The sequence below is a fragment of the Streptomyces subrutilus genome (genome assembly GCF_008704535.1).
In the GTDB taxonomy this organism is placed as follows: domain Bacteria; phylum Actinomycetota; class Actinomycetes; order Streptomycetales; family Streptomycetaceae; genus Streptomyces; species Streptomyces subrutilus.
Genome location: NZ_CP023701.1, coordinates 5379690 through 5405247 on the forward strand (window position 1 = coordinate 5379690; position 25558 = coordinate 5405247).

Consider the following 25558-nt stretch of genomic DNA (forward strand, 5'->3'; position numbering starts at 1 on the left):
CTGCGGACGCGGTATGCCGCGCATAAGGACGGCACCTGCGAGCGACGCTGTGCGCCCCCGCCGTGGGAAAGGCTGGGGGACCACGCGTTCGTCACTGCAGAGAGATCCCGCCATGTCCTGGCTGTCCCGCTTCAGCCTTGCCCAGAGAGCACTGATCGGCCTCGTGTCGCTCGTCGCGCTCCTCTTCGGCGCCATAGCCATCCCGCAGCTCAAGCAGCAGCTGCTGCCGTCCATCGAACTGCCCATGGTCTCCGTGCTCGCGCCGTACCAGGGCGCCTCGCCCGACGTGGTGGAGAAGCAGGTCGTCGAACCGATCGAGGCCATGCTCAAGGGCGTCGACGGCATCACCGGCATCACCTCCACCGCCAGCGAGGGCAACGCCCTCGTCATGGCCACCTTCGACTACGGCGACAGCGGCACCAAGCAGCTCGTCGCCGACGTCCAGCAGGCCGTCAACCGGGCCCGCGTCCGGCTGCCCGCCGCCGTGGAGCCGCAGGTGGTCGCCGGATCCACCGACGACATCCCGACCGTGATCCTCGCCGTCACCTCGGACAAGGACCAGCAGGCCCTGGCCGACCAGCTGGAGGGCTCGGTCGTCCCGGTCCTCTCCGACATCGACGGCGTCGCCCAGGTCACCGTGGACGGGGTCCAGGACCTCCAGGTCGCCATCACCCCCGACAACGCCAGGCTCGCCGCCGCCGGCCTCAGCGGCGCCACCCTCGCCCAGGGCCTCCAGGCGGGCGGCGCGACCGTCCCCGCCGGCTCCTTCGACGAGGCGGGCAAGAACCGCACCGTCCGCGTGGGCAACGGCTACACCTCCCTCGCCCAGGTGGAGGACCTGCGCCTGAGCCCCGGCCCCGGCAAGCCCGCCGTGCGCCTCGGTGACGTGGCCACGGTCAAGCAGGAGGCCGCCAAGGCCGTCTCGATCACCCGTACCAACGGCAAGCCCAGCCTCGCCCTCGTCCTGACCATGGACAAGGACGGCAGCGCCGTCGCCATCTCGGACGCCGTCAAGGACAAGCTGCCCCAGCTGCGCTCCGTCCTCGGCGCCGGCGCCGACCTGACCGTGGTCAGCGACCAGGGCCCGGCCGTCGCCAAGTCCATCTCCAGCCTCACCACCGAGGGCCTGCTCGGCCTGGTCTTCGCGGTGATCGTGATCCTGGTCTTCCTCGGCTCGCTGCGCTCGACGCTGGTCACCGCGGTCTCCATCCCGCTGTCCGTCGTCCTCGCCCTGATCGTGCTGTGGACCCGCGACCTGTCGCTCAACATGCTGACCCTGGGCGCGCTCACCATCGCCATCGGCCGCGTCGTCGACGACTCGATCGTCGTCCTGGAGAACATCAAGCGCCACCTCGGCTACGGCGAGGAGCGCGAGGCCGCCATCCTCACCGCGGTCCGGGAAGTGGCCGGCGCGGTCACCTCCTCCACGCTCACCACCGTCGCCGTCTTCCTGCCCATCGGCCTCGTCGGCGGCATGGTCGGCGAGCTCTTCGGCTCGTTCTCGCTGACCGTCACCGCGGCCCTGCTGGCCTCGCTGATCGTCTCGCTGACCGTCGTGCCGGTGCTCTCGTACTGGTTCCTGCGCGCCCCCGCGGGCGTCACGGCCGACGACGCCGCGAGCGCCGCCGAGGCCCGCCGCGAGGCCGAGGAGAAGGAGTCGCGCAGCCGACTCCAGCAGTTCTACGTACGCGTCCTGGGCTTCGCCACCCGGCGCCGCCTCACCAGCGTGGGCATCGCGGTGGTCGTCCTCGTCGCCACCTTCGGCATGACGCCGCTGCTCAAGACCAACTTCTTCGACCAAGGCGAGCAGGACGTCCTGACGGTCAAGCAGGAACTGCCCCCGGGCACCTCGCTGGGCGCCTCCGACGAGGCGAGCCGCAAGGTCGAGAAGGTCCTCGCCTCGGTCGAGGGCGTCAAGAGCTACCAGGTCACCGTCGGCTCCTCCGGCTTCATGGCGGCCTTCGGCGGCGGCACGGGCTCCAACCAGGCCTCGTACCAGGTCTCGCTGAAGGACTCCGGCGACGCGGACTCCGTCAAGAAGGCCATCGAGAAGGGCCTCAAGGGGCTCGACGGCATCGGCGACACCCGGCTCGCGGCGGGCGGCGGCTTCGGCAGCCAGAACCTCAGCGTGGTCGTGAAGGCCGGTGACGCCGCCACCCTGGCCAAGGCCGCCGAGCAGGTCCGCGCCGCGGTCGCCGGCCTGGACGACGTCACCGACGTCCAGAGCGACCTGTCCCAGTCCGTGCCCCGGATCTCGGTCACCGCCACCCCCAAGGCCGCCGCGGCGGGCCTGGACCAGGCCGCGCTCGGCGCGATCGTCGCCCAGGCCGTACGGGGCACCCCGGCCGGCAAGGCCGTCCTCGACGACACCGAGCGGGACATCGTCATCAAGTCCGCGCAGCCGGCCACCACCCTGGCCGAACTGCAGGCGCTCCCGGTCGGCCCGGCCAAGCTCGGCGACCTCGCCGAGGTCAAGGAGGTCCCCGGCCCGGTCGCGATGACCCGGATCGACGGCGCCCGCGCCGCCACCATCACCGCGAAGCCGGTGGGCGACAACACCGGCGCCGTCGGCACCGCGCTGCAGACGAAGCTCAAGGCCCTCGACCTGCCGGACGGTGCCACCGCCACCGTCGGCGGCGTCGCCGAGGACCAGGACGACGCCTTCGCCTCGCTGGGCCTGGCCATGCTCGCGGCCATCGCGATCGTGTTCATGCTGCTGGTCGCGACCTTCCGCTCGCTGGTCCAGCCGCTGATCCTGCTCGTCTCGATCCCGTTCGCGGCGACCGGCGCCCTGGGCCTGCTGATCGTCACCGGCACCCCGATGGGCGTCCCGGCCATGATCGGCATGCTGATGCTCATCGGCATCGTCGTGACCAACGCGATCGTCCTGATCGACCTGGTCAACCAGTACCGGACCCAGGGCATGGGCGTCGTCGAGGCGGTCGTCGAGGGCGGCCGGCACCGACTGCGCCCGATCCTGATGACGGCCCTGGCGACGATCTTCGCCCTGCTCCCGATGGCGCTGGGCGTCACCGGCTCGGGCGGCTTCATCTCGCAGCCGCTCGCGGTCGTGGTGATCGGCGGCCTGGTCAGCTCGACCCTGCTGACGCTGCTGCTGGTGCCGACCCTCTACACGATGGTCGAGCTCCGCAAGGAGCGCCGCCGGGACCGGAAGGGGGCCCGCCGCACGGCGGTCCCGGCTCCGCAGGCCGCTCCGCAGGACGAGGGCGAGCCGGCGAAGGTCTGACGCACGCGCCGAAGGGGCGCCCCCGGACGGGGGCGCCCCTTCGTGGTGCGTGGGGCGGCCGGCACCCGGCGCGCGCGTCCCGCTAGGGGAGGGCCAGCATCCGCTCCAGCGCGAGCTTCGCGAAGCTCTCGGTCTCCTTGTCGACCTGGATCCGGTTGACGAGGTTGCCCTCGGCCAGGGACTCCAGGGTCCACACCAGGTGGGGGAGGTCGATGCGGTTCATCGTCGAGCAGAAGCAGACCGTCTTGTCGAGGAAGACGACCTCCTTGTCCTCGGCGGCGAATCGATTCGCCAGCCGCCGGACCAGGTTCAGCTCGGTGCCGATCGCCCACTTGGACCCGGCCGGCGCCGCCTCCAGCGCCTTGATGATGTACTCCGTCGAGCCGACGTGGTCCGCGGCCGCCACGACCTCGTGCTTGCACTCCGGGTGGACCAGGACGTTCACGCCGGGTATGCGGGCGCGCACGTCCTCGACCGACTCCACGGAGAACCGGCCGTGGACGGAGCAGTGGCCGCGCCACAGGATCATCCTGGCGTCGCGCAGCTGCTCGGCGGTCAGGCCGCCGCCCGGCTTGTGCGGGTTGTAGAGCACGCAGTCGTCCAGGGACATGCCCATGTCGCGGACGGCGGTGTTGCGGCCGAGGTGCTGGTCGGGGAGGAAGAGCACCTTCTCGCCCTGCTCGAAGGCCCACTCCAGGGCCTTCTTCGCGTTCGAGGACGTGCAGATCGTGCCGCCGTGCTTGCCGGTGAAGGCCTTGATGTCGGCCGAGGAGTTCATGTACGAGACGGGCACCGTGGCCCCGGCCACGCCCGCCTCCGTCAGCACGTCCCAGCACTCGGCGACCTGCTCGGCCGTGGCCATGTCGGCCATCGAGCAGCCCGCGGCCAGGTCCGGGAGGACCACCTTCTGGTCGTCCGAGGTCAGGATGTCCGCGGACTCGGCCATGAAGTGGACGCCGCAGAAGACGATGTACTCGGCGTCCGGCCGGGCGGCCGCGTCCTTGGCCAGCTTGAAGGAGTCACCGGTGACGTCGGCGAACTCGATGACCTCGTCGCGCTGGTAGTGGTGGCCGAGGATGAAGACCTTGTCCCCGAGCTTCTCCTTGGCCGCGCGGGCGCGCGCCACGAGGTTCGGGTCCGACGGCGACGGCAGGTCGCCCGGACACTCCACCCCGCGCTCGCTCTTGGGGTCGGCCTCACGGCCGAGCAGCAGCAGGGCGAGGGGCGTCGGCTGGACGTCCAGGGGCTGGGCGGTGGTCACGACACGCACCCTTTCTTTTCTGCGACAAGGGACTTCTGGAGGTACCGCTGCGACTTCTCGTCTATTTGACGCTATCTATCATAACCTCTTCACGTCAGTTTGACGATGCCGTTCGTGTCGATGTGACGAATGAGGGCCCCCCTCCACGGAGCCCCCTCCCGCGCCCGGTGTGCGAGCATGAATGTCTGAAACAAGCGTCGGGTCCCGGAATGAAACCGCGGTCCCGCTCGTTGCCACCGATGGCAAGAGTCCGACGTTTCCCTGCCTGAGGCGGGGAGCCGCCCACTTCGGGAGTGAATGCAGATGTCCGTACAGGACGACAAGACCACCGTGAGCGACGGCATCCTCCTGTCCGACGCCGCCGCCGAAAAGGTCAGGACCCTGCTGGAGCAGGAAGGCCGCGAAGACCTGGCGCTGCGCGTCGCCGTCCAGCCCGGCGGCTGCTCCGGCCTGCGCTACCAGCTCTTCTTCGACGAGCGCTCGCTCGACGGCGACGTGGTCAAGGACTTCGACGGGGTGAAGGTCGTCACCGACCGGATGAGCTCCCCGTACCTGCACGGTGCCTCCATCGACTTCGTCGACACCATCGAGAAGCAGGGCTTCACGATCGACAACCCCAACGCCACGGGCTCCTGCGCCTGCGGCGACTCGTTCAGCTAGGCCTGGACGACCCCGCTCCGCGGCGAGGGCCCGCCACCGGTCGCACCGACCGGTGGCGGGCCCTCGCCGCGTTCCGCCCCGCACCCGGCGGGCACGCGCCGTCCTACCGGCGCTGGAGCGGCTTGCCCGTCGTCGCGTCCACCACCGCGCGGTCGCCCAGCGGCCGGCCCAGCGTCGTCGTCAGGGACATCTCCTGCGCGAGCATGATGCACGCCTGGCCCGGCTGGTTCGGCGTGTCCGTGATCTTCACCAGCACCGGGCCGTCCTGCTCCCGCGCCTCCACCGCGTACGTGCTGCACGGGCTGCCCCAGAAGGTCACCGTCAGCTTCCGGTCGGCCTCCGTGTACGCGAACCCGGGCACCGTCCGGCCGTCCCCCGGAGCGGGGGAGGCCGGCTCGGCCGCCGCCGGCTCCGTCACCGTCCGGCCCGCGCCGCCGTCCCGGCCGGCCACCGCGAAGAGCCAGGCCGGGACCAGGCCCCGCGCACCGTCCACCGTCCCCGGGGCCAGCCCGAACACCGCGCCCGTGACCGTCTCCGTCCGCGGCGGCTTCATCGGCCGCGGGTCCGGGTTGCACGGCACCGGCCCCGGGCCGCCCGCCGCCGCGTCCGGCTCCAGCGGGACCGACGTCGCGCAGCCGCTCGGAGCCGGGGTCCCGCCGCCCGCGCCGCCCGAGCGCGCGTTCAACCGGGCCAGCGCCTCCACGGCGCCCGTCACCGGCCGCTCGGCGGCCCGCACCGGCACCCGGAGCTCACCGCCGGCCGCCACCACCGCGCCGTCCGCACCCACGCTCACCCGCGTGGACCAGCCCTGCGTGGGCAGACCGCCGACCACCGGGTCCACCGTCACCACCCGGACCGCCCCCTCGGTGAGCCGGGCGTCCGCCTTCGCCCCCGCCAGGCCCGCTGCGGCCAGCACCGGAGCCGCGGCCGCCCGGGCGGCCTCCTCGGAGACCGGCGTGCCCGGACCCGCGTCCGCGCCGCCACCCGCCCCGGGGAGCGTCGCGGGCCCGCAGGTGTCCTTGCCGCGCACGCAGGAGTCGCCCGCGCCGCTGCCGGTGCCGTCACCGGGCGGCCGGCCCTGGAAACGGCTGAAGTTCCACGTCCCGGGGGCCTTGTAGGCCACCGTCAGCCGGGGCCCCGACCCGTCGGCCGCCTCCCCGGCCAGCCAGCTCTCGCCCGACAGCCGCGGGGTCCCCGGGACACCCAGCGCCGCCGCCAGCCGGGCCACCTCCGCCGAGGCCACCTCGCCGGACGCGGTGAACGCGGGCGCGCTCGCCGGCGCCTCCGGCAGCTTCACGTCGGCCCGGTAGACCACCCCGCCGCCGGACGGGTCCGGCTCACCGGGTGCGATGCCGGGGGCCGGGGGGGTGCCGGCCGCGCGCGGGGCGGAGGCCGCGCTGTCACCCGTACGGCCGCCCGGGCCGCCGTCCCCGTGGGCGGTGGACGCCCAGTACGCCGTACCGCCGCCCGCGAGCAGCACGGCCGCCGCGATCGAGCCGACGGCCCAGGCCGGCCGCCGTCGTGTGCCGCGTGATGTGTCGGGTCGTTCGCTGGTCACCGCATCGCTCCTTCACCCGTTCCGTCGTCCGGTGCGGATGGGACGGAACAGACGCGCAACCGGTTCCCCGGACCTCCGCGCCCCCCTGCCGGGCCGTGCCCGCGGGCCTACTGGTCCCCGTACGCGGCCGTCGCCGCGATCAGCCGGGCCGAGGCCTGCGGGACGCGGATCCCGTGGATCTGCGAGGGCGCCACCCGATCCGGACGCGGCCCCGCCGCAACCGCCCAGTGCGGCGCCATCCGGGCGCAGTCGCCCAGCAGACGGCTGAGACCCGGCTGCCGGGCGCCTTCCGCGCCGCGCGCCTCGGGGGTGTACTCGCTGTAGCCGAAACCGTCGGTGTAGGTCATGCCGGAACCGTAGGCACGGCGGCTCACGGTAAGAAAGACCTACTACGGGGTAGTTTCTGCCGGTCGGCTCAGCCGCCCCGACCGGGTAGTTTTGACTGTCCCCTTGCCGTCCTCCGCAGGAGCGTCCACGCCGTGCGCATCGCAGTCACCGGCTCCATCGCCACCGACCACCTCATGACCTTCCCCGGCCGTTTCGCCGACCAGCTGGTCGCGGACCAGCTGCACACGGTCTCCCTCTCCTTCCTCGTCGACAACCTCGACGTCCGACGGGGCGGCGTAGGCCCGAACATCTGCTTCGGCATGGGACAGCTGGGCACCCGCCCGGTCCTCGTCGGCGCGGCCGGCTACGACTTCGACGAGTACCGGGCCTGGCTCGACCGGCACGGCGTCGACACCGAGTCCGTCCGGATCTCCGAGGTCCTGCACACCGCGCGCTTCGTCTGCACCACGGACGTCGACCACAACCAGATCGGCTCCTTCTACACGGGCGCGATGAGCGAGGCCCGCCTGATCGAGCTCAAGGCCGTCGCCGACCGCGTGGGCGGGCTCGACCTCGTCCTGATCGGCGCGGACGACCCCGAGGCGATGCTGCGCCACACGGAGGAGTGCCGGACCCGGGGCATCCCGTTCGCCGCCGACTTCTCGCAGCAGATCGCCCGCATGGACGGCGACAACATCCGCACCCTGATGGAGGGCGCGACCTACCTCTTCTCCAACGAGTACGAGAAGGGCCTCATCGAGTCGAAGTCCGGCTGGACCGACGCCGAGATCCTGGCCAAGGTCGGCACCCGCGTCACCACCCTCGGCTCGAACGGCGTGCGCATCGACCGGGCCGGCGAGGCCCCGATCGTGGTCGGCTGCCCCGAGGAGAACGCGAAGGTCGACCCGACGGGCGTCGGCGACGCCTTCCGCGCCGGGTTCCTGACCGGCCTCGGCTGGGGCGTCGGCCTGGAGCGGGCGGCGCAGGTCGGCTGCATGCTGGCCACGCTGGTCATCGAGACCCTCGGCACCCAGGAGTACACGCTGGCCCGGGCCCACTTCATGGAGCGGTTCACCAAGGCGTACGGCGACGAGGCCGCCGCCGAGGTCCGGTCCCACCTGGCCTGACCCCGCCGCGCACGCCGGCCCGGCCGGGCCCCCGCGCCCGGCCGGGCCGTGCCGCACCCGTCAGCGGACGCGGCGGACCGTGTAGGCCGTGCCGGCCGGCCGGGGCGACTCGCCCACGTAGGCGTGGCCCCGCATCGCGCACCACGCCGGGATGTCCAGCCGGGCCACCTCGTCGTCCGACAGCACGGTCACCGTGCCCCCGACCGGGACGGTGCCGATGGCCCGGGCCAGCTCGATCACCGGCTGGGGGCAGCGCAGCCCGAGCGCGTCCAGCTCCACGGAGTCCGCCACCGGCTCCGCCGGGACCGCCGGGGGCCCGCTCACGCCGAGCCGCTCCCGTACGCCGGCCACCGCACCCGGCAGCACCTCCAGGAACCCGTTGACCTCCTCCGCCGTGGTCCCGGGCGGCAGCGACACCCGCACGTTCCCCTCCGACAGCACTCCCATGGCCCGCAGCACGTGACTGGGGGTCAGCGTCGAGCTGGTGCACGAGGAGCCCGAGGAGACCGAGAAGCCGGCCCGGTCCAGCTCGTGCAGCAGGCTCTCGCCGTCGACGTACAGGCAGGAGAAGGTGACCAGGTGGGGAAGCCGGCGGTCCGCGTCGCCGACCACCTCCACATCGGGCATCAGCCGGACCACCCGCCGGCGGATCCGGTCCACCAGCACCCGCAGCCGGGCCGCCTCCGCCTCCGCCCCGGCCCGCACCGCCCGCAGCGAAGCCGCCGCCGCCACGATCGCCGGGAGGTTCGCGAAGCCGGGGGAGCGGCCCGACTCCCTCTCGTCCGCAGGGTGTTGCGGGGCGAACCGGACCCCCTTGCGCACCGCCAGCAGCCCCACCCCCGGCGGCCCTCCCCACTTGTGCGCGCTCGCGGTGAGCACGGACCAGCCGCCCTCCACCGGCCCCCAGCCCAGCGACTGCGCCGCGTCCACCAGCAGCGGCACCCCGGCCTCCGCGCAGACCCCGGCCACCTCCGCCACCGGCTGGACGGTGCCCACCTCGTGGTTGGCCGACTGCAGGCAGGCCAGCGCGGTGCCCTCGGCCAGGGCCGCGCGGTAGCCGGCCGCCGACACCGCGCCCAGCCGGTCCACCGCGACCTCCACGACCGAGCCCCCGGCGGCCGCGTGCGCCGCCGCCGCATGGAGTACAGAACTGTGTTCGACCGCCGACACGACCAGACGGCTCCCCGCGCGCCGGCGTCCGGCCAGGACCCCCGCGACACCCGTGTGAACCGCGTGCGTCCCCGAAGGAGTGAACACGAGCTCGTCGGGCCGGCACCCCACGGCCTCCGCCGCCGCCTCCCGCGCCGCGTCCAGCAGCAGCCGGGCCCGCCGGCCCTCCCGGTACAGCCGGGCCGGATCGGCCCAGCCCTCGTCCAGGGAGGCCTGCAACGCCTGCCGGGCCACGGGGTGCAGGGGGGCGGCGGACGCGGTGTCGAAGTACGGCATCCGGCCACGCTAGCCGGAGGCTCCCGGGGGCCGGGGTCAGGGGCCGTCAGTTGTCTTCCGGAGCCGGGCGTTCAGGGCCATTCGCGCCGTCCCCCGGACGGCGGAACCACCCCTTCGGGGTCAGTAGCGGCGCGTTGGGCACCCTCCCCGCGCGACCCCAAATAGCGTCCAGTAGGGTTTGGTCCGCATAAACATCCAAACCCCTGCCTGCGTCAGGGCCGGCGACCGACCCGAACACGGCCGCGGCCGGCCGCGCGGGCCGAGACTCTCGGGAAGGCGCTACGTGAGTCCCTACGGCTCCGACCGCTCGCCGCGGCGCCCGATGCGGCGGAAGCTGCTGCAGGCGCTGACTGCGGGCGTGGTCCTGGCGACCGCCACTGGTTGCTCGTATACATGGAAAGACTTCCCCCGCCTCGGAATGCCGACTCCGGTGACCGAGGAGGCTCCGCGCATCCTCTCCCTGTGGCAGGGATCCTGGGCGGCCGCGCTCATCACGGGCATCCTGGTGTGGGGCCTGATCATGTGGAGCGTCATCTTCCACCGGCGTAGCCGGACGAAGATCGAGGTCCCCGCGCAGACCCGGTACAACATGCCCATCGAGGCGCTGTACACCGTGGTCCCCCTCATCATCGTCTCCGTGCTCTTCTACTTCACGGCGCGCGACGAGTCGAAGCTGCTCTCCCTCTCCGCCAAGCCGGCCCACACGATCAACGTGGTCGGCTTCCAGTGGAGCTGGGGCTTCAACTACGTCGAGGACGTCGACGGCGACGCGGCCACCCCCAAGGCGCGGGAGCTGCCCCAGCGGCCCGGCGCGGAGGAGTCCGCCGCGCGGACGACGACGGTCCCCAAGGAGCTCGACTCCATCCCGGACCGCTTCACCAAGGACTTCCCGGCCGGCGCCGAGGGCGTCTACGAGAAGGGCGTCCCCGGCGACCGCAACCCGCAGACGGGGAACCCGGGGCCGACCCTCTTCCTGCCCAAGGGCGAGAAGGTCCGCTTCATCCTGTCGTCGAACGACGTCATCCACTCCTTCTGGGTGGTCCCGTTCCTGTTCAAGCAGGACGTCATCCCGGGCCACACCAACGTCTTCGAGGTCACTCCGACCCAAGAAGGCACCTTCATGGGCAAGTGTGCCGAGCTCTGCGGCGTCGACCACTCCCGCATGCTCTTCAACGTCAAGGTGGTTTCGCCCGAGAAGTACCGGGCGCACCTGAAGGAGCTCGCGGCGAAGGGGCAGACCGGTTTCCTCCCGGCCGGCATCAAGCAGACCGACCCGGCCCGGAACGCGGAGACGAATAAACTGTGAGCATCCTCAACGAATCCCAGGGTGCCGCCGCAGCTGACTCGTACGAGAACGAGCTGCCGGTGCGGCGCAAGCAGCCGGGCAACGTGGTCATCAAGTGGCTCACCACCACCGACCACAAGACCATCGGCACGATGTACCTGGTCACGTCGTTCGTGTTCTTCATCATCGGCGGGATCATGGCGCTCTTCATGCGCGCCGAGCTGGCCCGACCGGGCACGCAGATCATGTCGAACGAACAGTTCAACCAGGCGTTCACGATGCACGGCACGATCATGCTGCTGATGTTCGCGACGCCGCTGTTCGCCGGATTCGCGAACTGGATCATGCCGCTGCAGATCGGCGCGCCCGACGTGGCGTTCCCGCGGCTGAACATGTTCGCGTACTGGCTGTACCTCTTCGGCTCGACCATCGCGGTGGCCGGCTTCGCGACGCCGAACGGCGCCGCCGACTTCGGCTGGTTCGCCTACTCCCCGCTGTCGGACGCGGTCCGCTCGCCGGGCATCGGCGCCGACATGTGGATCATGGGTCTGGCCTTCTCGGGCTTCGGCACGATCCTCGGTTCGGTCAACTTCATCACCACGATCATCTGCATGCGCGCGCCCGGCATGACGATGTTCCGCATGCCGATCTTCACCTGGAACGTCCTGCTGACCGGTGTCCTGGTCCTGCTGGCCTTCCCGGTCCTCGCCGCCGCGCTGTTCGCGCTGGAGGCCGACCGCAAGTTCGGTGCGCACGTGTTCGATGCGGCGAACGGCGGAGCCCTACTCTGGCAACACCTCTTCTGGTTCTTCGGCCATCCAGAGGTGTACATCATCGCGTTGCCCTTCTTCGGGATCATTTCCGAGGTCATCCCGGTCTTCTCCCGCAAGCCGATGTTCGGCTACATCGGTCTGATCGGTGCGACGATCGCCATCGCCGGCCTCTCGGTGACCGTGTGGGCCCACCACATGTACGTCACCGGCGGTGTGCTGCTGCCGTTCTTCTCCTTCATGACCTTCCTGATCGCGGTACCGACCGGTGTGAAGTTCTTCAACTGGATCGGCACCATGTGGAAGGGCTCACTGTCCTTCGAGACCCCGATGCTCTGGGCCGTCGGCTTCCTGATCACCTTCACCTTCGGTGGTCTGACCGGCGTCATCCTGGCCTCGCCCCCGATGGACTTCCACGTCTCCGACTCGTACTTCGTCGTCGCGCACTTCCACTACGTCATCTTCGGCACCGTGGTCTTCGCGATGTTCTCCGGCTTCCACTTCTGGTGGCCGAAGTTCACGGGCAAGATGCTGGACGAGCGCCTCGGCAAGATCACCTTCTGGACGCTGTTCATCGGCTTCCACGGCACCTTCCTGGTGCAGCACTGGCTGGGCGCCGAGGGCATGGCGCGCCGGTACGCGGACTACCTCGCCGCCGACGGCTTCACCGCGCTGAACACGATCTCCACGATCAGTTCGTTCCTGCTCGGCCTGTCGATGCTGCCCTTCATGTACAACGTCTGGAAGACGGCGAAGTACGGCAAGAAGGTCGAGGTCGACGACCCGTGGGGTTACGGCCGCTCGCTGGAGTGGGCGACCTCCTGCCCGCCGCCGCGGCACAACTTCCTCACCCTGCCGCGGATCCGTTCCGAGTCCCCGGCGTTCGACCTGCACCACCCGGAGATCGCGGCCCTCGACCACCTCGAGGACCACAGCGCCGCCACCAAGGCCGTCGCAGGTGGCAAGGAGGCCGGCAAGTGAAGATCCAGGGCAAGATGTTCCTCTGGCTCTCCTTCTTCATCCTGATCATGGCCGTCGTGTACGGCGTGTGGTCGAAGGAGCCCGTAGGCACCACCGCGCTCTTCCTGGCCTTCGGCCTGAGCGTGATGATCGGCTACTACCTGGCCTTCACGGCCAAGCGCGTCGACGAGATGGCCCAGGACAACCTGGACGCCGACGTCGCCGACGAGGCCGGCGAGCTGGGCTTCTTCGCCCCGCACAGCTGGCAGCCGCTCTCCCTGGCCATCGGTGGCGCGCTCGCCTTCATGGGCGTCATCTTCGGCTGGTGGCTGATGTACTTCTCGGCTCCGGTCATCCTGATCGGCCTGTGGGGCTGGGTGTACGAGTACTACCGCGGTGAGAACCAGAACCAGTAGCGAAACCCTCGCGAGCGGCTTCGCGAGAACGGCGTGACCGGGCCCGGACACCTCTTCGGAGGAGTCCGGGCCCCTCGTTTGCAGTCATCCCGCATGCCGGAATTGTCATATGTTCATAGCGTTAGCCTCATGAACCACTCACCGCGTCTTTGGACGGTTGTCGGCTGCTCCCTGCTGGTCGCGTCCCTCGGGGCCGGCGCCACCGCATGCGGGTCGGGCGACAAGAACCCACTGTCCGCCCGCCCGTACGACGCGGGCGAGCAGATCAGCTTCAACCAGGCCGCCGGCGGACGTCCCGTCGACCCCGACAAGCCCTTCGAGGTCACGGCGAAGGCGGGCAAGGGGCGCATCACCGACGTGATGGTCGTCGACACCCACGGCCGCCGCCTGGCGGGCGAGCTGTCCGCCAAGGGGGACCGCTGGCACAACACGGTCCCGATGGCCGCCGGCGTGCGCTACGCGGTCACCGTGCACACCGAGAACTCCGAGGGTGCCCCAGGGCAGCGCACAGCGGCTTTCGAGACCACCCCGGCCAAAGGCGTCCTCAAGGTGGAATTCGGCCCGGACGAAGGCAAGTACGGCGTCGGACAGCCCATCACGGCCGAACTCAGCGAACCCGTCAAGGACAAGGCCGCCCGCGCCGTCATCGAACGGGGCCTGGTCGTCACGGCCCCCTCGGGCGTCGAGGGCGCCTGGCACTGGGTCGACGACAAGAAGCTCCACTACCGGCCCAAGGACTACTGGCCGGCCAACATCGAGGTCTCCGTACAGAGCAACCTGGAGGGCGTCCGTGTCGGCGACCACCTCTACGGGGCCGCGGCCAAGCCGCTGAAGCTGGAGATCGGCGACCGCGTCGAGGTCACCACCGACGCCTCCTCGCACTACCTCACGTTCCGCCGCAACGGAGAAGTGATCAACACCATTCCGGTGACCACCGGCAAGCCCGGCTTCTCCACGCGCAACGGCGTGAAGGTGGTGCTCGGCAAGCAGTACTTCGTCCAGATGCGCGGAGACACCGTCGGCATCGGCGGCAGCGAGTACTACAACCTGCCCGTCTACTACGCCACCCGCGTCACCTGGAGCGGTGAATACGTCCACGCCGCGCCGTGGTCCGTCGGCTCCCAGGGCTACGAGAACGTCAGCCACGGGTGCACCGGCATGAGCACCGGCAACGCCGCCTGGTTCTACGAGAACATCACCGAGGGCGACGTCGTCAGGGTGATCAACAGCATCGGCGACGACATGGACATCTTCGGCAACGGCTTCGGCGACTGGAACATGGACTGGAAGGACTGGCGCGAGGGCAGCGCGCTCCTCAAGGGCACCCAGGAGGGCCGCAACGCGATCGACCAGGCCCGCCTGCGCCCGACCGTCTGACGCGTCCGGCCGTCCGGCGTCCGCGCGGCCCCGCCGCGCCGACGTCCGCGTCCGTCCTGCGGCTCACCCTTCCGTGCGGCATCCGGTCGTCCGCGACCCGGAGTTCGCACGGACGGGTGAGCCGTCCGCGTCGGGTGACGCTCAGGCCGCGGACGAGGCCAGGCGGGCCCGCAGCAGACCCGCCAGGGCGTCCGCGAACTCCACCGGGTCCACCGGAAGGGTGACCGCGGCGTCCGCGCGGCTCCAGGTGGCCAGCCAGGCGTCCTGGGGGCGCCCCATCAGCAGCAGCACCGGAGGGCACCGGAAGATCTCGTCCTTGATCTGCCGGCACACGCCCATGCCCCCGGCCGGGACGGCCTCGCCGTCCAGCACGCACACGTCGATGCCGCCCGCGTCCAGCTCCGACAGGACCGCCGGCAGCGTCGCGCACTCCAGGAACTCCACCGGCGGCAGGTCGGCGGCCGGCCTGCGCCCGGCCGCCAGCCGCACCTGCTCCCGGGTGCCCGCGTCGTCGCTGTAGACCAGAACCCGCGCAGTCGCCCGCATTTCGTTCCTCCACGTGTCCCGTGAATCACGTTGATGTTGCGCGGGATGCTACTCCTCCCGATGCGTTGTCAACATCGGTTCGGACAGGCTCGCGAGTGGCGTCCGGAGGGCCGTCCGATGGGCCGTTCGGGCCTTGCACACCCCCCGGACACTCCGAACGGCACCCCCCGGGGTGAGGGCGGGATAAGCGACCGACATAATGTCGGTCGTGGCGACAGCAACGACAGTAGATACCGGGCACGCGCACCCGACGGTCAACCGGCCGAACCTCGTCAGCGTCGGAACCATCATCTGGTTGAGTTCCGAGCTGATGTTCTTCGCGGCCCTCTTCGCGATGTACTTCACCCTGAGATCAGTGACGGGTGCCGAGTACTGGACAGAGCAGGCCTCGGCCTTGAATCTGCCCTTCTCGGCGACGAACACGACGATCCTGGTGCTTTCCTCGCTCACCTGCCAGCTCGGCGTTTTCGCAGCCGAGCGCGGTGACGTGAAGAAGCTCCGGACGTGGTTCATCATCACGTTCGTCATGGGTGCGATCTTCATTGGCGGCCAGGTGTTCGAGTACACCGAGCTGGTCAAGCACGAGGGCATGAGCCTCTCGTCCGGTCCGTACGGCTCGGTGTTCTACCTGACCACCGGCTTCCACGGGCTGCACGTGACGGGCGGTCTCATCGCCTTCCTGCTGGTCCTCGGCCGGACGTACGCGGCCAAGAGGTTCACCCACGAACAGGCCACGTCGGCCATCGTCGTGTCCTACTACTGGCACTTCGTCGATGTCGTCTGGATCGGCCTCTTCGCCACGATCTACCTGATCAAGTAGCGAACACGTCGCCGGGCAGGCCCCGGCACTCCATCCAGAAACACCGACGCAGAAGATCCTGACACCGGGGTAATCCGTGAAAAAGCTCTCCGCACGACGACGCCATCCGCTGGCGGCGGTCGTCGTTCTACTCTTCGCGCTGGCGGCCACCGGGGGGCTGTACGCCGCCTTCGCCCCCGCGGGCAAGGCGCAGGCCGATGAAACCGCCCAGTCCCTCGCCATCGAGGAGGGCAAGAAGCTCTACGCCGTCGGCTGCGCAAGCTGCCACGGAACCGGCGGTCAGGGTTCCTCTGACGGCCCGAGCCTGGTGGGCGTCGGCTCCGCGGCCGTCGACTTCCAGGTGAGCACGGGCCGCATGCCCGCCCAGCAGCCCGGCGCCCAGGTGCCGAAGAAGCCGGCCATCTACACCCAGGCGCAGATCGACCAGCTGGCCGCGTACATCGCGTCCCTCGGCGCCGGCCCGATCACGCCGACGGCCAAGCAGTACGACCCGGCGGGCGCCGACATCGCCAACGGTGGTGTGCTCTTCCGCAACAACTGCGCGCAGTGCCACAACTTCACCGGCGAGGGCGGCGCACTGACGAACGGCAAGTACGCCCCGAACCTTGAGGACGTCTCGTCGAAGCACATCTACGAGGCCATGCTCACCGGCCCGCAGAACATGCCCTCCTTCCCGGACAGCACCATGCCGGAGAAGGAGAAGAAGGACATCATCGCGTACCTCCAGAACGTGAACGGCGAGAAGTCGACCAACCCTGGTGGCCTCAAGCTCGGCGGCCTCGGCCCCGTCTCCGAGGGTCTCTTCGGCTGGATCTTCGGTCTGGGTGCGCTGATCGCTGTCGCCGTCTGGGTCGCGGCCCACACCGCTAAGGCCAAGAAGTCATGAGTAGCCAAGACATTCCCGAAGAGAAGCACCTGCCGAGCGAGCAGGGCGACGCGCACCACGGTGCCGTGGCGGTCGCGGACGACCCGTTCGCCGACCCCGGCCTGCCGGTCCACCGGCCCCGCATCCAGGACATCGACGAGCGGGCGGCGAAGCGCTCCGAGCGCACCGTCGCGATGCTCTTCACGCTGTCGATGCTGGCCACGATCGGCTTCATCGCGTCCTACGTGATCTTCCCGGTCGACAAGATCGTCTACATCTTCCCCATCGGGAAGGTGAGCGCGCTCAACTTCGCGCTCGGCATGACCCTGGCCACGGCGCTCTTCTGCATCGGCGCGGGCGCGGTCCACTGGGCCCGCACCCTGATGTCCGACGTCGAGGTCGCCGCCGAGCGCCACGAGATCGCCGCCCCGCCGGAGGTCAAGGCGCAGGTCCTGCAGGACTTCGCCGACGGCGCGCGCGAGTCCGGCATCGGCCGCCGCCCGCTGATCCGCAACACGATGCTGGGCGCGCTGGCCATGCTGCCGCTCTCCGCCGTCGTGATCATGCGCGACCTCGGGCCGCTGCCCGAGGACAAGCTGCGCAAGACCCTGTGGGCCAAGGGCAAGCTGCTCATCAACGACAACACCAACGAGCCGCTGCGTCCCGAGGACGTCATCGTCGGTTCGCTGACCTTCGTCCGGCCGGAAGGCCTGGAAGAGGGCCAGCACGACTTCCAGACGCAGATCGCCAAGGCGGCCCTGATGATCGTCCGGCTCCAGCCGGCCGACATCAAGGACAAGCAGGAGCTGGAGTGGTCCCACGAGGGCATCGTGGCCTACTCGAAGATCTGCACCCACGTCGGCTGCCCGATCAGCCTGTACGAGCAGCAGACGCACCACGTGCTCTGCCCGTGCCACCAGTCCACCTTCGACCTCTCCGACGGCGCCCGTGTCATCTTCGGCCCGGCCGGTCACGCGCTTCCGCAGCTGCGGATCGGCGTGAATGACGAAGGCTTCCTCGAAGCGCTCGGCGACTTCGAAGAGCCCGTCGGTCCTGCATTCTGGGAGCGCGGATGAGCACTGCCACTGACACCAAGCCGGCGCGCAAAGCGCCCGCCGGCGAGCGCGTAGCCGACTGGGCGGACGGCCGCCTGGGCATCTACGGGTTGGCCAAGGCCAACATGCGCAAGATCTTCCCGGACCACTGGTCCTTCATGCTGGGCGAGATCTGCCTCTACAGCTTCATCATCATCATCCTCACGGGTGTGTACCTGACGCTGTTCTTCCACCCCAGCATGAACGAGGTGGAGTACCACGGCTCGTACGTCCCGATGCAGGGCGTCATGATGTCCGAGGCCTTCGCGTCGACGCTGAACATCAGCTTCGAGGTCCGCGGCGGCCTGCTGATCCGCCAGATCCACCACTGGGCCGCGCTGATCTTCGTCGCGGCGATGCTCGTGCACATGATGCGCGTCTTCTTCACCGGTGCGTTCCGCAAGCCCCGCGAGATCAACTGGGTCTTCGGCTTCCTGCTGCTGGTCCTCGGCATGTTCACCGGCTTCACCGGCTACTCGCTGCCGGACGACCTGCTCTCGGGCACCGGCGTCCGCTTCATGCAGGGCGCCATCCTGTCCGTCCCGGTCGTCGGCACGTACCTGTCGATGTTCCTGTTCGGCGGGGAGTTCCCGGGCGGCGACTTCGTCGCGCGGTTCTACTCGGTGCACATCCTGCTGCTGCCCGGCATCATGATGGGCCTGCTGGTAGCCCACCTGATCCTGGTCTTCTACCACAAGCACACCCAGTTCGCGGGCCCCGGCAAGACGAACAACAACGTCGTCGGCATGCCGCTGCTGCCCGTCTACATGGCGAAGGCCGGAGGCTTCTTCTTCCTGGTCTTCGGCGTGATCGCGGCCATCGCGGGCCTCGCGTCGATCAACCCGATCTGGGCGCTCGGCCCGTACCGCCCGGACCACGTGTCCACCGGTGCGCAGCCCGACTGGTACATGGGCTTCTCCGAGGGCCTGATCCGCGCCATGCCCGGCTGGGAGATCAACCTGTGGGGCCACACGCTGGTCCTGGGCGTCTTCGTCCCGCTGGTGATCTTCCCGCTGGTCCTGGCGGCGATCGCGGTCTACCCGTTCATCGAGTCCTGGGTCACCAAGGACAACCGCGAGCACCACATCCTGGACCGTCCGCGCAACGTCCCGACCCGTACGGCCTTCGGCGTCGCCTGGATCACCTGGTACGTGATCCTGCTGATCGCCGGTGGAAACGACATGTTCGCGCAGTACTTCCACCTGTCGATCAACTCGATCACCTGGTTCGCCCGGATCGGCTTCTTCGTCGGCCCGGTCATCGCCTTCGTGATCACGAAGCGCTTCTGCCTCGGCCTGCAGCGCCGGGACCGCGACAAGGTGCTGCACGGTCGCGAGACCGGCATCATCAAGCGCCTCCCGCACGGTGAGTTCGTCGAGATCCACGAGCCGCTCTCGCAGGGCCAGCTGCACAAGCTGACCTCGCACCAGCAGTACAAGCCGGCCGAGATCGGCCCCACGGTCGACGAGAACGGTGTCGAGCGCAAGGTGGGCGCCCTGGAGAAGCTGCGCGTCAAGCTCAGCAAGGGGTACTACGCCGAGGACAGCCAGATTCCGAAGCCCACGGTGGAGGAGTACAAGGAGATCCAGAGCGGCCACGGCCACCACTGACCTCCCGCGGTACCGCATGACCGTTTGAGGGGCTGATTCCGGTCAGTCCTGGTGTCGCCACGGCGAGAGCCCCGTCCAGTGTCCGGACGGGGCTCTTTGCCGTAACCGGGGCTGGATAGGCTTGCCCCCTTCCCCAATCGACGTGGGCGGCGGATACGGGAGCGGCCCACTAGCGCAGGAGCGGACCATGGACGTGGTGACCCCGGCAGGCGGCGACAGCGCGGCGGCCCGTGGCTGGCCGGGCGTGCTCGACGCACTGCTGACCGGCCAGGACCTGCGCGCCGACGACACGGCCTGGGCGATGGACCGCATCATGCGCGGCGAGGCCACGGACGCCCAGATCGCCGGCTTCGCGGTCGCCCTGCGGGCCAAGGGCGAGACCGTCGCCGAGATCAACGGCCTGGTGCGGACCATGTACGAACACGCCAACCTGATCGAGGTGCCCGGCCGGACCGTGGACATCGTCGGCACCGGCGGCGACGGGGCCAAAACGGTGAACATCTCCACGATGTCGGCCGTCGTGGTGGCCGGGACGGGCGCCAAGGTCGTCAAGCACGGCAACCGGGCCGCGTCCTCCGCGAGCGGCGCCTCGGACGTCCTGGAGAAGCTCGGCGTCAACCTGGACCTCACGCCGGCGCGGGTCGCCGAGGTCGCGGAGGAGGCCGGGATCACCTTCTGCTTCGCGGTCAGGTTCCATCCCGCGCTGCGGCACGTCGCGGCCGCCCGCAAGGAGCTGGGCATCCGCACCACCTTCAACTTCCTCGGCCCGCTCACCAACCCGGCGAAGGTGCGGGCCCAGGCCACCGGCGTGGCCGACGCCCGGATGGCCCCCATCGTCGCCGGGGTGCTCGCCGAGCGCGGCTCCTCCGCGCTGGTCTTCCGCGGCGACGACGGCCTCGACGAGCTGACCACGACCGCGACCTCGCGCGTCTGGTGGGTCCGGGACGGGAAGGTCGCCGAGCAGGCCTTCGACCCGCGCGACGTGGGGATCGGGCTGGTCGACGTGGCGGAACTGCGCGGCGCGGACGCCTCGTACAACGCGGACGTCGCCCGCCGCCTGCTGGCCGGCGAGCGCGGCCCGGTGCGCGACGCCGTCCTGCTGAACTCGGCCGCCGCCCTGGTGGCCCTGGACCCGGGCACGGGCACGCTGGAGGAGCAGCTCGCGGCCGGCATCGCCCGTGCGGCCCAGGCCGTCGACTCCGGCGCCGCCCTGGCGGCCCTGGAGCGGTGGGTGGCGGCCAGCAACGCCTGAACCGCGCCGGCCCCTTGCGCGCCACGACCCCGGTCCACCATGCGGACCGGGGTCTTGCGCGCGGCGGATCATGTGGCAGGATGCTTCCCAGGTCACGAGTGACAGCGTTTAGGCCCCGGCTTGCTGTCCGGCAACCCTCCTTCCGTGGCGGGGTGCCCCGGGTGATGACCAGGCCGTAGGCAGCGAGGTCTACGGCAAGCGCGGATCCCTCGACACCAGGGGTCCTGGTCTCTCGAGGAGCGTTTTTCGTGAGCAAGCGAATGCGATAGGGCGACTCCGCCCCTTCTTCCACCCTCGGAACAGGGTCACTTCCGTGTACCCCCGCGGCGCCCGTGCGCCTTCCGAGGACCCTCCCGTACCCCGGTCGGCCGCAGCGCCGCATCCCGTACGGGCGCACCGAAGCCATTCACCCCTGCCTGCCGGGAGACTCCGCCATGTCCGCATCCCTGAACGCCGCCACCGCCTCCGCCACCGCTCCGGCCGAGACCTCCGCCGTGCCCGCTCCCGTCGCCCCCGCCGCGGACCCCGCCTGTGCCGAGCCGCTGGCCGTCCTCGGCCGGGACGTCACCGTCCCGCTCGTCACCGGCGGCGAGGTCACCTACGCGGCCCTCGACTACGCGGCCAGCGCGCCCGCCCTCCAGCGGGTCTGGGACGACGTGGCCGCCTACGCCCCCTACTACGGCAGCGTGCACCGCGGCGCCGGCTACCTCTCGCAGCTCTCCACCGACCTGTTCGAGCAGAGCCGGGTCACGGTCGCCGAGTTCCTCGACTGCCGCCCCGCCGACCAGGTCGTCTTCACCCGGTCCACCACCGACTCGCTCAACCTGCTCGCCGCCGTCCTGCCGGCCGGCTGCCAGGTCTTCGTCTTCGAGACCGAGCACCACGCCTCCCTGCTGCCCTGGGTGGACGCCGAGGTCACCTACCTCAACGCCCCGCGCACCCCGGCCGAGGCCGTCGCCACGCTGGAGCGGGCGCTGGCCGACCGCCAGCCCCACGGCCCGGCCCTGGTCTGCGTCACCGGCGCCTCCAACGTCACCGGCGAGCTGTGGCCGGTCAAGGAGCTCGCCGCCGCCGCGCACGCCCACGGTGCGCGGATCGTGCTGGACGCCGCCCAGCTGGCCCCGCACCACCCCGTCTCGGTGCAGGAGCTCGACGTGGACTGGGTGGCCTTCTCCGGCCACAAGCTCTACGCCCCCTTCGGCTCGGGCGTCCTGGCCGGGCGGGCCGACTGGCTCCAGGAGGCCGAGCCGTACCTGGCGGGCGGGGGCGCCTCCCGCAAGGTGGCCCGGCGCGAGGACGGCGGCGTGGACGTGGAGTGGCACACCACCGCCGCCCGCCACGAGGCCGGCTCCCCGAACGTGATCGGCGTCTACTCCATCGCCTCCGCCTGCAAGGCCCTGACGGAGGCCGGGTTCGAGAGCCTGGTCGCCCGTGAGCACCACCTCATCGCCAAGGTCCGCGCGGGCCTGGCCGAGGTCCCGGCGGTCCGCGTGCTGTCCCTCTTCGGGGACGACGCGCCGCGCGTCGGCGTCATCTCGTTCGTGGTGGACGGCTGGAACAGCTCGCACTTCGCCGCCGCCCTCTCCGCCGAGTACGGGATCGGCGTCCGCGACGGGCTGTTCTGCGCCCACCCGCTGGTGCGCACCCTGCTCGGCAGCGAGCCGCAGGAGCCGGGTGAGTGCGGGGCGCCGGAGGCGGCGCCGGGCGAGCGCTCGCTGAACGCCATCCGGGTGAGCTTCGGCGCGGGCACCCCCGACGAGCACGTGGAGCGGTTCGTCCGCGCGGTGAAGGAGCTCGTCGCGGACGGCGCGCAGTGGCAGTACCGCACGGAGGCGGGCCGCTGCGTCCCGGCCGTCTGACGGTCCGGCCGTCTGACCGGTCCGGCCCGCCGGCGGGCCGGACCAGGCGCCGGCGGTGGGGTCAGGCGTCCAGGCCGATGGCGAAGGCCGCTTCCAGGTCGTGCTGGGAGTACGTGCGGAACGCGACGTGCGTGTCCGTGGCCTCGACGCCGGGGATCTTGCTGATGCGGCCCGGGATGATGTCCGCCAGGTTCTCGTGCCGGGCCACGCGGACCAGCGCGATGAGGTCGTACGTGCCGGTGACCGAGTAGACCTCGCTGACGCTGTCCAGCGCGGCGATGGACTCGGCGATCTCGGGGATGCGGTCCACGCTGGTCTTGATGAGCACGATCGCGGTGATCACGGCTGGCTGTCTCCCTCGGTGGCCGTCGCTGGTCGCCTCACTCTAGTCGCACCCCGGTAGCGCACCCACGCGTAGAGGAAGCCGAGCGAGAAGCCCACCAGGTGCGCCAGGTAGGCCACCCCGGGGCCGCTCTCCGCGCGCTGCGCGGCCACCCACTGCAGGGCGAACCAGAAGAGCAGCACCATCCACGCCGGGAAGCGCAGCGGCAGGAAGAAGAGGAACGGGAACAGGCTCGTCACCCGGGCCCGGGGGAGCAGGTAGAGGAACGCGCCCAGGACCGCCGAGATGGCTCCGGAGGCGCCGACCAGGGTCTGGGCGGAGTCGTGGTTGGCGGCCGCGTAGGCCGCCAGGGCCGCGTACCCGGTGCACAGGTAGAAGACGAGGAACGGCCCCCGGCCCATCCGCTCCTCCGCCAGCGCCCCGAAGACGTACAGGAAGAGCATGTTCCCCAGCAGGTGCAGCCAGCTGCCGTGGACGAAGAGCGCGGTGAGCGGCGTCAGCCAGGCCCGGGCGCTGCCCGTGAAGAGCTCGTCCGGGACCACGCCCCAGCGTTCGAAGTAGGCCGTGCCGGCCGCCAGCAGCCGGTCGCCGGTTCCGTAGACCGGGTTCAGCCCGGATGCCGGGCTCAGCACGAACACCACACCGCAGCCCGCGATCAGCGCGTGGGTGACCACCGGTCCCCGGGCAGCCTCGCGTACGGCCCGCCACCTTACGATCATGTGACAGAGCATGACGCAAGCGGGCCCTCCCGGGCCGGTGGCAGGCCGTAGGGTTACGAGCTGCGCTCCGGCGGCCGCAGCACGGGGCCGCTCGGACCGCTTTAATTGAAACAGCTACGAAGGAGAGAGCGGCCCGATGACGGTTCCCCTGCCGACCGACACCACCCGGTGGCGCTGCACCCTGTGCGGCAACCTCACGCGATTCGACGTCACGCGCTCGTCGAAGGTCGTGGAGTACGTCCACCTGGACCTCGCCGGGGAGCCGAAGGTCGAGGAGCGCGAGGTGGTCAATGAGACCATCGAGTCGGTCCGCTGCCGCTGGTGCAACGCGGTGGACCAGATCGAGCTCGTGGACAGGCCGGGCGCGGACTCCTGAGGGAGGCGCGTCCACAGGTAGATCACGGTAGGGGTGACGGATTGTGGAGCCAGCAAGCGGCGCTGAACCGGCCGACGCGGCCGGCGGCGCCGCCGAGGTGCTCGACCGCCCGCTGCCGGAAGGCGTGCGGCGCCGGGTCGTCGCGCTCGTCTCGGACGCCTTCGGCGGACTGACGGTCGCGGACCTCCCGGCGCAGCTGCGCCAGTACGCCCGGTTCACCCCGACCCGGCGGGCCAAGTTCGCGGGCAACGCGATGGCCGCGGCGGTCGAGTCCGACCCCGTGTTCCGCGGCCGGGTGGCCGAGCGGCTGCGCGAGGCGCAGGGCGACCTGGCCGGCGCCCTGGAGTCGGGCGCGCCGCCCGCCGCCGCGGACCCGCTGGACGTGGCGGCCGCGGCCTACGTGCTGCGGCCGGCCGGGTGGGTCAAGCTGGTGGCCGCCGCGGGCGAGGAGGCGCAGCGCGCCGACGCCGAGCGGGCGGACGAGGAGACCCGGCGGGAGCTGGAGCGGCTGCGCGAGGAGCTGGCCCAGCTGCGGGAGGCGCAGCGCAGCGGCGGTGACCAGACGCGGGCGGAGCTGGACGCGGTCCGCAAGGAGGCCGAGGCGCTGCACCGCAAGCTGCGCAGCGCGCTGAGCGACGTCAAGCGCGGCGAGGCGGCCCTGCGCAAGGTGAACGCGGAGGTCGACGGGGCGCGCGCGGAGGCGGCGGCCCGGGTGGCCGCCGCCGAGAGCGAGTCGCGGCGGCTCAAGTCGCGGCTGGCGGAGGTGGAGACGGCGCTGGAGACCTCGCGCCGGGCCACGCGCGAGGGGCGCAGCATCGAGGACATGCGGCTGCGGCTGCTGCTGGACACGGTGCTGGACGCGGCGGCGGGGCTGCGCCGCGAGCTGGCGCTGCCGCCCCTCTCCACGCGGCCGGCGGAGACCGTGGAGGCGGTCGAGCCGGGCCGGATGACGCCCAAGGACATCGCGGCGCGCGCGCTGTCGGAGACCGATCCGGCGCTGCTGGACCAGTTGTTGGCGCTGCCCCAGGCCCATCTGGTCATCGACGGCTACAACGTGACGAAGACGGGCTACCCGACGATGCCGCTGGAGAAGCAGCGGCTGCGGCTGCTGGGCGGGCTGTCCATGCTGGCCGCGCAGACCGGCGCGGAGATGACCTGCGTGTTCGACGGGGCGGAGCTCGCGGCCCCGGTGCTGCTCGCGCCGCCGCGCGGGGTGCGGGTGCTGTTCTCCAAGGCCGGGGTGACGGCGGACGAGCTGATCCGCCAGCTGGTGCGGGCGGAGCCGCCGGGCCGGCCGGTGGTCGTGGTCTCCACGGACCGGGAGGTCGCCGACGGGGTGGCCAAGGCCGGGGCGCGGCCCGTTGCGTCCGCCTTGTTGCTGAAGCGGCTTTCGCGCGTTTCGTAACTGCTGGGCGCAATGCCGCGCTTGCGGGCGTGCTGCGGGAACGTACCGTCAAGTGCCCGGCACACAGCGTGTGCTGAAGGTAAAGAAGCTGGTAGGGGACCGGGTTTTTTCACGTCGGGATTTGAACTGATCACAGCGAGGTCACTAAGGTCTGTTCAAACCTTCGTGCGGTAGATCACTCATTCGGGGTGACGGCGGAGGTGCTGCCGAGTTGCGTTCTTCGGCGGCTCTAGGA

General features: G+C 70.9%; 22 protein-coding genes and 1 riboswitch. Of the genes, 15 read left to right on the forward strand and 7 right to left on the reverse strand.

Features of this window, described 5'->3' with window-relative positions; genetic code table 11:
* Nucleotides 1-112 precede the first annotated feature (112 nt).
* Nucleotides 113-3247: an efflux RND transporter permease subunit gene (locus CP968_RS23810; protein WP_150519932.1), complete on the forward strand. Its 3135-nt coding sequence runs from the start codon at nucleotides 113-115 to the stop codon at nucleotides 3245-3247.
* 82 nt (nucleotides 3248-3329) lie between these two features.
* On the opposite strand, the gene nadA is transcribed toward CP968_RS23810, so the two are convergent.
* The gene (gene nadA / locus CP968_RS23815; protein WP_189828896.1) at nucleotides 3330-4517 is read right to left on the reverse strand and encodes a quinolinate synthase NadA; all 1188 of its coding nucleotides are present in this window, start codon (nucleotides 4515-4517) and stop codon (nucleotides 3330-3332) included.
* A gap of 294 nt (nucleotides 4518-4811) precedes the next feature.
* Between nadA and erpA the strand changes: the two genes are divergently transcribed.
* Nucleotides 4812-5168 carry an iron-sulfur cluster insertion protein ErpA gene (gene erpA / locus CP968_RS23820; protein WP_008738845.1) on the forward strand — a complete coding sequence of 119 codons (357 nt, stop codon included), beginning with the start codon at nucleotides 4812-4814 and terminating at the stop codon, nucleotides 5166-5168.
* A 103-nt stretch (nucleotides 5169-5271) separates the two neighbouring features.
* Here erpA and CP968_RS23825 read toward each other — a convergent pair whose 3' ends face one another.
* Together CP968_RS23825 and CP968_RS23830 are read right to left on the reverse strand one after the other, a co-directional pair.
* A complete protein-coding gene (locus CP968_RS23825) occupies nucleotides 5272-6726 on the reverse strand; it encodes a hypothetical protein (RefSeq protein ID WP_167536719.1) in 1455 nt (484 codons plus the stop codon).
* A gap of 107 nt (nucleotides 6727-6833) precedes the next feature.
* Nucleotides 6834-7073 (reverse strand): hypothetical protein, encoded by a 240-nt coding sequence (locus CP968_RS23830; RefSeq protein WP_150519935.1) that lies wholly within the window; start codon nucleotides 7071-7073, stop codon nucleotides 6834-6836.
* Between the two features lie 132 nt (nucleotides 7074-7205).
* On the opposite strand from CP968_RS23830, the gene CP968_RS23835 reads away from it, so the two are divergent.
* Nucleotides 7206-8180, forward strand: coding sequence for a carbohydrate kinase family protein (locus CP968_RS23835; protein WP_150519936.1), 975 nt, complete (start codon nucleotides 7206-7208; stop codon nucleotides 8178-8180).
* 60 nt (nucleotides 8181-8240) lie between these two features.
* Here CP968_RS23835 and CP968_RS23840 read toward each other — a convergent pair whose 3' ends face one another.
* The gene (locus tag CP968_RS23840; protein ID WP_150519937.1) at nucleotides 8241-9626 is read right to left on the reverse strand and encodes a cysteine desulfurase/sulfurtransferase TusA family protein; all 1386 of its coding nucleotides are present in this window, start codon (nucleotides 9624-9626) and stop codon (nucleotides 8241-8243) included.
* Between the two features lie 283 nt (nucleotides 9627-9909).
* Between CP968_RS23840 and ctaC the strand changes: the two genes are divergently transcribed.
* From ctaC to CP968_RS23860, 4 genes are all read left to right on the forward strand, one after another.
* Complete coding sequence (gene ctaC / locus CP968_RS23845) at nucleotides 9910-10932, forward strand: aa3-type cytochrome oxidase subunit II (RefSeq protein ID WP_150519938.1); 1023 nt, start codon at nucleotides 9910-9912, stop codon at nucleotides 10930-10932.
* On the forward strand, nucleotides 10929-12662 hold the full coding sequence (gene ctaD / locus CP968_RS23850; RefSeq protein ID WP_150519939.1) for an aa3-type cytochrome oxidase subunit I: 1734 nt from the start codon (nucleotides 10929-10931) through the stop codon (nucleotides 12660-12662). Before ctaC ends, ctaD begins: the two co-directional genes overlap by 4 nt.
* The gene (locus CP968_RS23855) at nucleotides 12659-13057 is read left to right on the forward strand and encodes a cytochrome c oxidase subunit 4 (RefSeq protein WP_150519940.1); all 399 of its coding nucleotides are present in this window, start codon (nucleotides 12659-12661) and stop codon (nucleotides 13055-13057) included. The genes ctaD and CP968_RS23855 overlap by 4 nt, the downstream gene beginning before the upstream one ends.
* Nucleotides 13058-13186: 129 nt before the next feature.
* Nucleotides 13187-14434 (forward strand): L,D-transpeptidase, encoded by a 1248-nt coding sequence (locus tag CP968_RS23860; RefSeq protein ID WP_150519941.1) that lies wholly within the window; start codon nucleotides 13187-13189, stop codon nucleotides 14432-14434.
* Nucleotides 14435-14575: 141 nt separating this feature from the next.
* On the opposite strand, the gene CP968_RS23865 is transcribed toward CP968_RS23860, so the two are convergent.
* Entirely contained in the window at nucleotides 14576-14980 is a 405-nt protein-coding gene (locus tag CP968_RS23865) for a DNA-binding transcriptional response regulator (protein WP_150519942.1), read from the reverse strand.
* Between the two features lie 199 nt (nucleotides 14981-15179).
* Between CP968_RS23865 and ctaE the strand changes: the two genes are divergently transcribed.
* The 6 genes from ctaE (at nucleotide 15180) to CP968_RS23895 (ending at nucleotide 22480) form a co-directional block, all read left to right on the forward strand.
* Entirely contained in the window at nucleotides 15180-15800 is a 621-nt protein-coding gene (gene ctaE, locus CP968_RS23870) for an aa3-type cytochrome oxidase subunit III (RefSeq protein ID WP_008738823.1), read from the forward strand.
* A gap of 76 nt (nucleotides 15801-15876) precedes the next feature.
* Nucleotides 15877-16686 carry a cytochrome bc1 complex diheme cytochrome c subunit gene (gene qcrC / locus CP968_RS23875; RefSeq protein ID WP_150519943.1) on the forward strand — a complete coding sequence of 270 codons (810 nt, stop codon included), beginning with the start codon at nucleotides 15877-15879 and terminating at the stop codon, nucleotides 16684-16686.
* The gene (qcrA, locus tag CP968_RS23880) at nucleotides 16683-17741 is read left to right on the forward strand and encodes a cytochrome bc1 complex Rieske iron-sulfur subunit (RefSeq protein WP_150519944.1); all 1059 of its coding nucleotides are present in this window, start codon (nucleotides 16683-16685) and stop codon (nucleotides 17739-17741) included. Before qcrC ends, qcrA begins: the two co-directional genes overlap by 4 nt.
* On the forward strand, nucleotides 17738-19369 hold the full coding sequence (gene qcrB, locus CP968_RS23885; protein WP_150519945.1) for a cytochrome bc1 complex cytochrome b subunit: 1632 nt from the start codon (nucleotides 17738-17740) through the stop codon (nucleotides 19367-19369). Before qcrA ends, qcrB begins: the two co-directional genes overlap by 4 nt.
* Nucleotides 19370-19556: 187 nt before the next feature.
* Complete coding sequence (gene trpD / locus CP968_RS23890) at nucleotides 19557-20621, forward strand: anthranilate phosphoribosyltransferase (RefSeq protein ID WP_150519946.1); 1065 nt, start codon at nucleotides 19557-19559, stop codon at nucleotides 20619-20621.
* Between the two features lie 90 nt (nucleotides 20622-20711).
* A riboswitch (SAM riboswitch) is annotated at nucleotides 20712-20828 on the forward strand.
* Between the two features lie 227 nt (nucleotides 20829-21055).
* Nucleotides 21056-22480 carry an aminotransferase class V-fold PLP-dependent enzyme gene (locus tag CP968_RS23895; RefSeq protein WP_189828895.1) on the forward strand — a complete coding sequence of 475 codons (1425 nt, stop codon included), beginning with the start codon at nucleotides 21056-21058 and terminating at the stop codon, nucleotides 22478-22480.
* 61 nt (nucleotides 22481-22541) lie between these two features.
* On the opposite strand, the gene CP968_RS23900 is transcribed toward CP968_RS23895, so the two are convergent.
* Together CP968_RS23900 and CP968_RS23905 are read right to left on the reverse strand one after the other, a co-directional pair.
* Nucleotides 22542-22823, reverse strand: a complete 282-nt coding sequence (locus CP968_RS23900) for an Lrp/AsnC family transcriptional regulator (protein WP_008738815.1) — start codon at nucleotides 22821-22823, stop codon at nucleotides 22542-22544.
* The gene (locus tag CP968_RS23905) at nucleotides 22820-23554 is read right to left on the reverse strand and encodes a rhomboid family intramembrane serine protease (protein ID WP_150519947.1); all 735 of its coding nucleotides are present in this window, start codon (nucleotides 23552-23554) and stop codon (nucleotides 22820-22822) included. Before CP968_RS23905 ends, CP968_RS23900 begins: the two co-directional genes overlap by 4 nt.
* Nucleotides 23555-23678: 124 nt before the next feature.
* On the opposite strand from CP968_RS23905, the gene CP968_RS23910 reads away from it, so the two are divergent.
* Nucleotides 23679-23918, forward strand: coding sequence for a hypothetical protein (locus tag CP968_RS23910; protein ID WP_008738811.1), 240 nt, complete (start codon nucleotides 23679-23681; stop codon nucleotides 23916-23918).
* Between the two features lie 40 nt (nucleotides 23919-23958).
* Nucleotides 23959-25323, forward strand: coding sequence for an NYN domain-containing protein (locus CP968_RS23915; RefSeq protein WP_150519948.1), 1365 nt, complete (start codon nucleotides 23959-23961; stop codon nucleotides 25321-25323).
* Nucleotides 25324-25558 lie beyond the last annotated feature (235 nt).

What these genes read in the sequence shown, in the direction of transcription:
- CP968_RS23810 (WP_150519932.1), top strand. Translation starts at nt 113, where the DNA reads ATGTCCTGGCTGTCCCGCTTCAGCCTTGCCCAGAGAGCACTGATCGGC.
- erpA (WP_008738845.1), top strand. Translation starts at nt 4,812, where the DNA reads ATGTCCGTACAGGACGACAAGACCACCGTGAGCGACGGCATCCTCCTG.
- CP968_RS23830 (WP_150519935.1), bottom strand. Translation starts at nt 7,073, where the DNA reads ATGACCTACACCGACGGTTTCGGCTACAGCGAGTACACCCCCGAGGCG.
- CP968_RS23840 (WP_150519937.1), bottom strand. Translation starts at nt 9,626, where the DNA reads ATGCCGTACTTCGACACCGCGTCCGCCGCCCCCCTGCACCCCGTGGCC.
- CP968_RS23860 (WP_150519941.1), top strand. Translation starts at nt 13,187, where the DNA reads ATGAACCACTCACCGCGTCTTTGGACGGTTGTCGGCTGCTCCCTGCTG.
- CP968_RS23865 (WP_150519942.1), bottom strand. Translation starts at nt 14,980, where the DNA reads ATGCGGGCGACTGCGCGGGTTCTGGTCTACAGCGACGACGCGGGCACC.
- ctaE (WP_008738823.1), top strand. Translation starts at nt 15,180, where the DNA reads ATGTCGGTCGTGGCGACAGCAACGACAGTAGATACCGGGCACGCGCAC.
- qcrA (WP_150519944.1), top strand. Translation starts at nt 16,683, where the DNA reads ATGAGTAGCCAAGACATTCCCGAAGAGAAGCACCTGCCGAGCGAGCAG.
- qcrB (WP_150519945.1), top strand. Translation starts at nt 17,738, where the DNA reads ATGAGCACTGCCACTGACACCAAGCCGGCGCGCAAAGCGCCCGCCGGC.
- trpD (WP_150519946.1), top strand. Translation starts at nt 19,557, where the DNA reads ATGGACGTGGTGACCCCGGCAGGCGGCGACAGCGCGGCGGCCCGTGGC.
- CP968_RS23895 (WP_189828895.1), top strand. Translation starts at nt 21,056, where the DNA reads ATGTCCGCATCCCTGAACGCCGCCACCGCCTCCGCCACCGCTCCGGCC.
- CP968_RS23905 (WP_150519947.1), bottom strand. Translation starts at nt 23,554, where the DNA reads ATGCTCTGTCACATGATCGTAAGGTGGCGGGCCGTACGCGAGGCTGCC.
- CP968_RS23910 (WP_008738811.1), top strand. Translation starts at nt 23,679, where the DNA reads ATGACGGTTCCCCTGCCGACCGACACCACCCGGTGGCGCTGCACCCTG.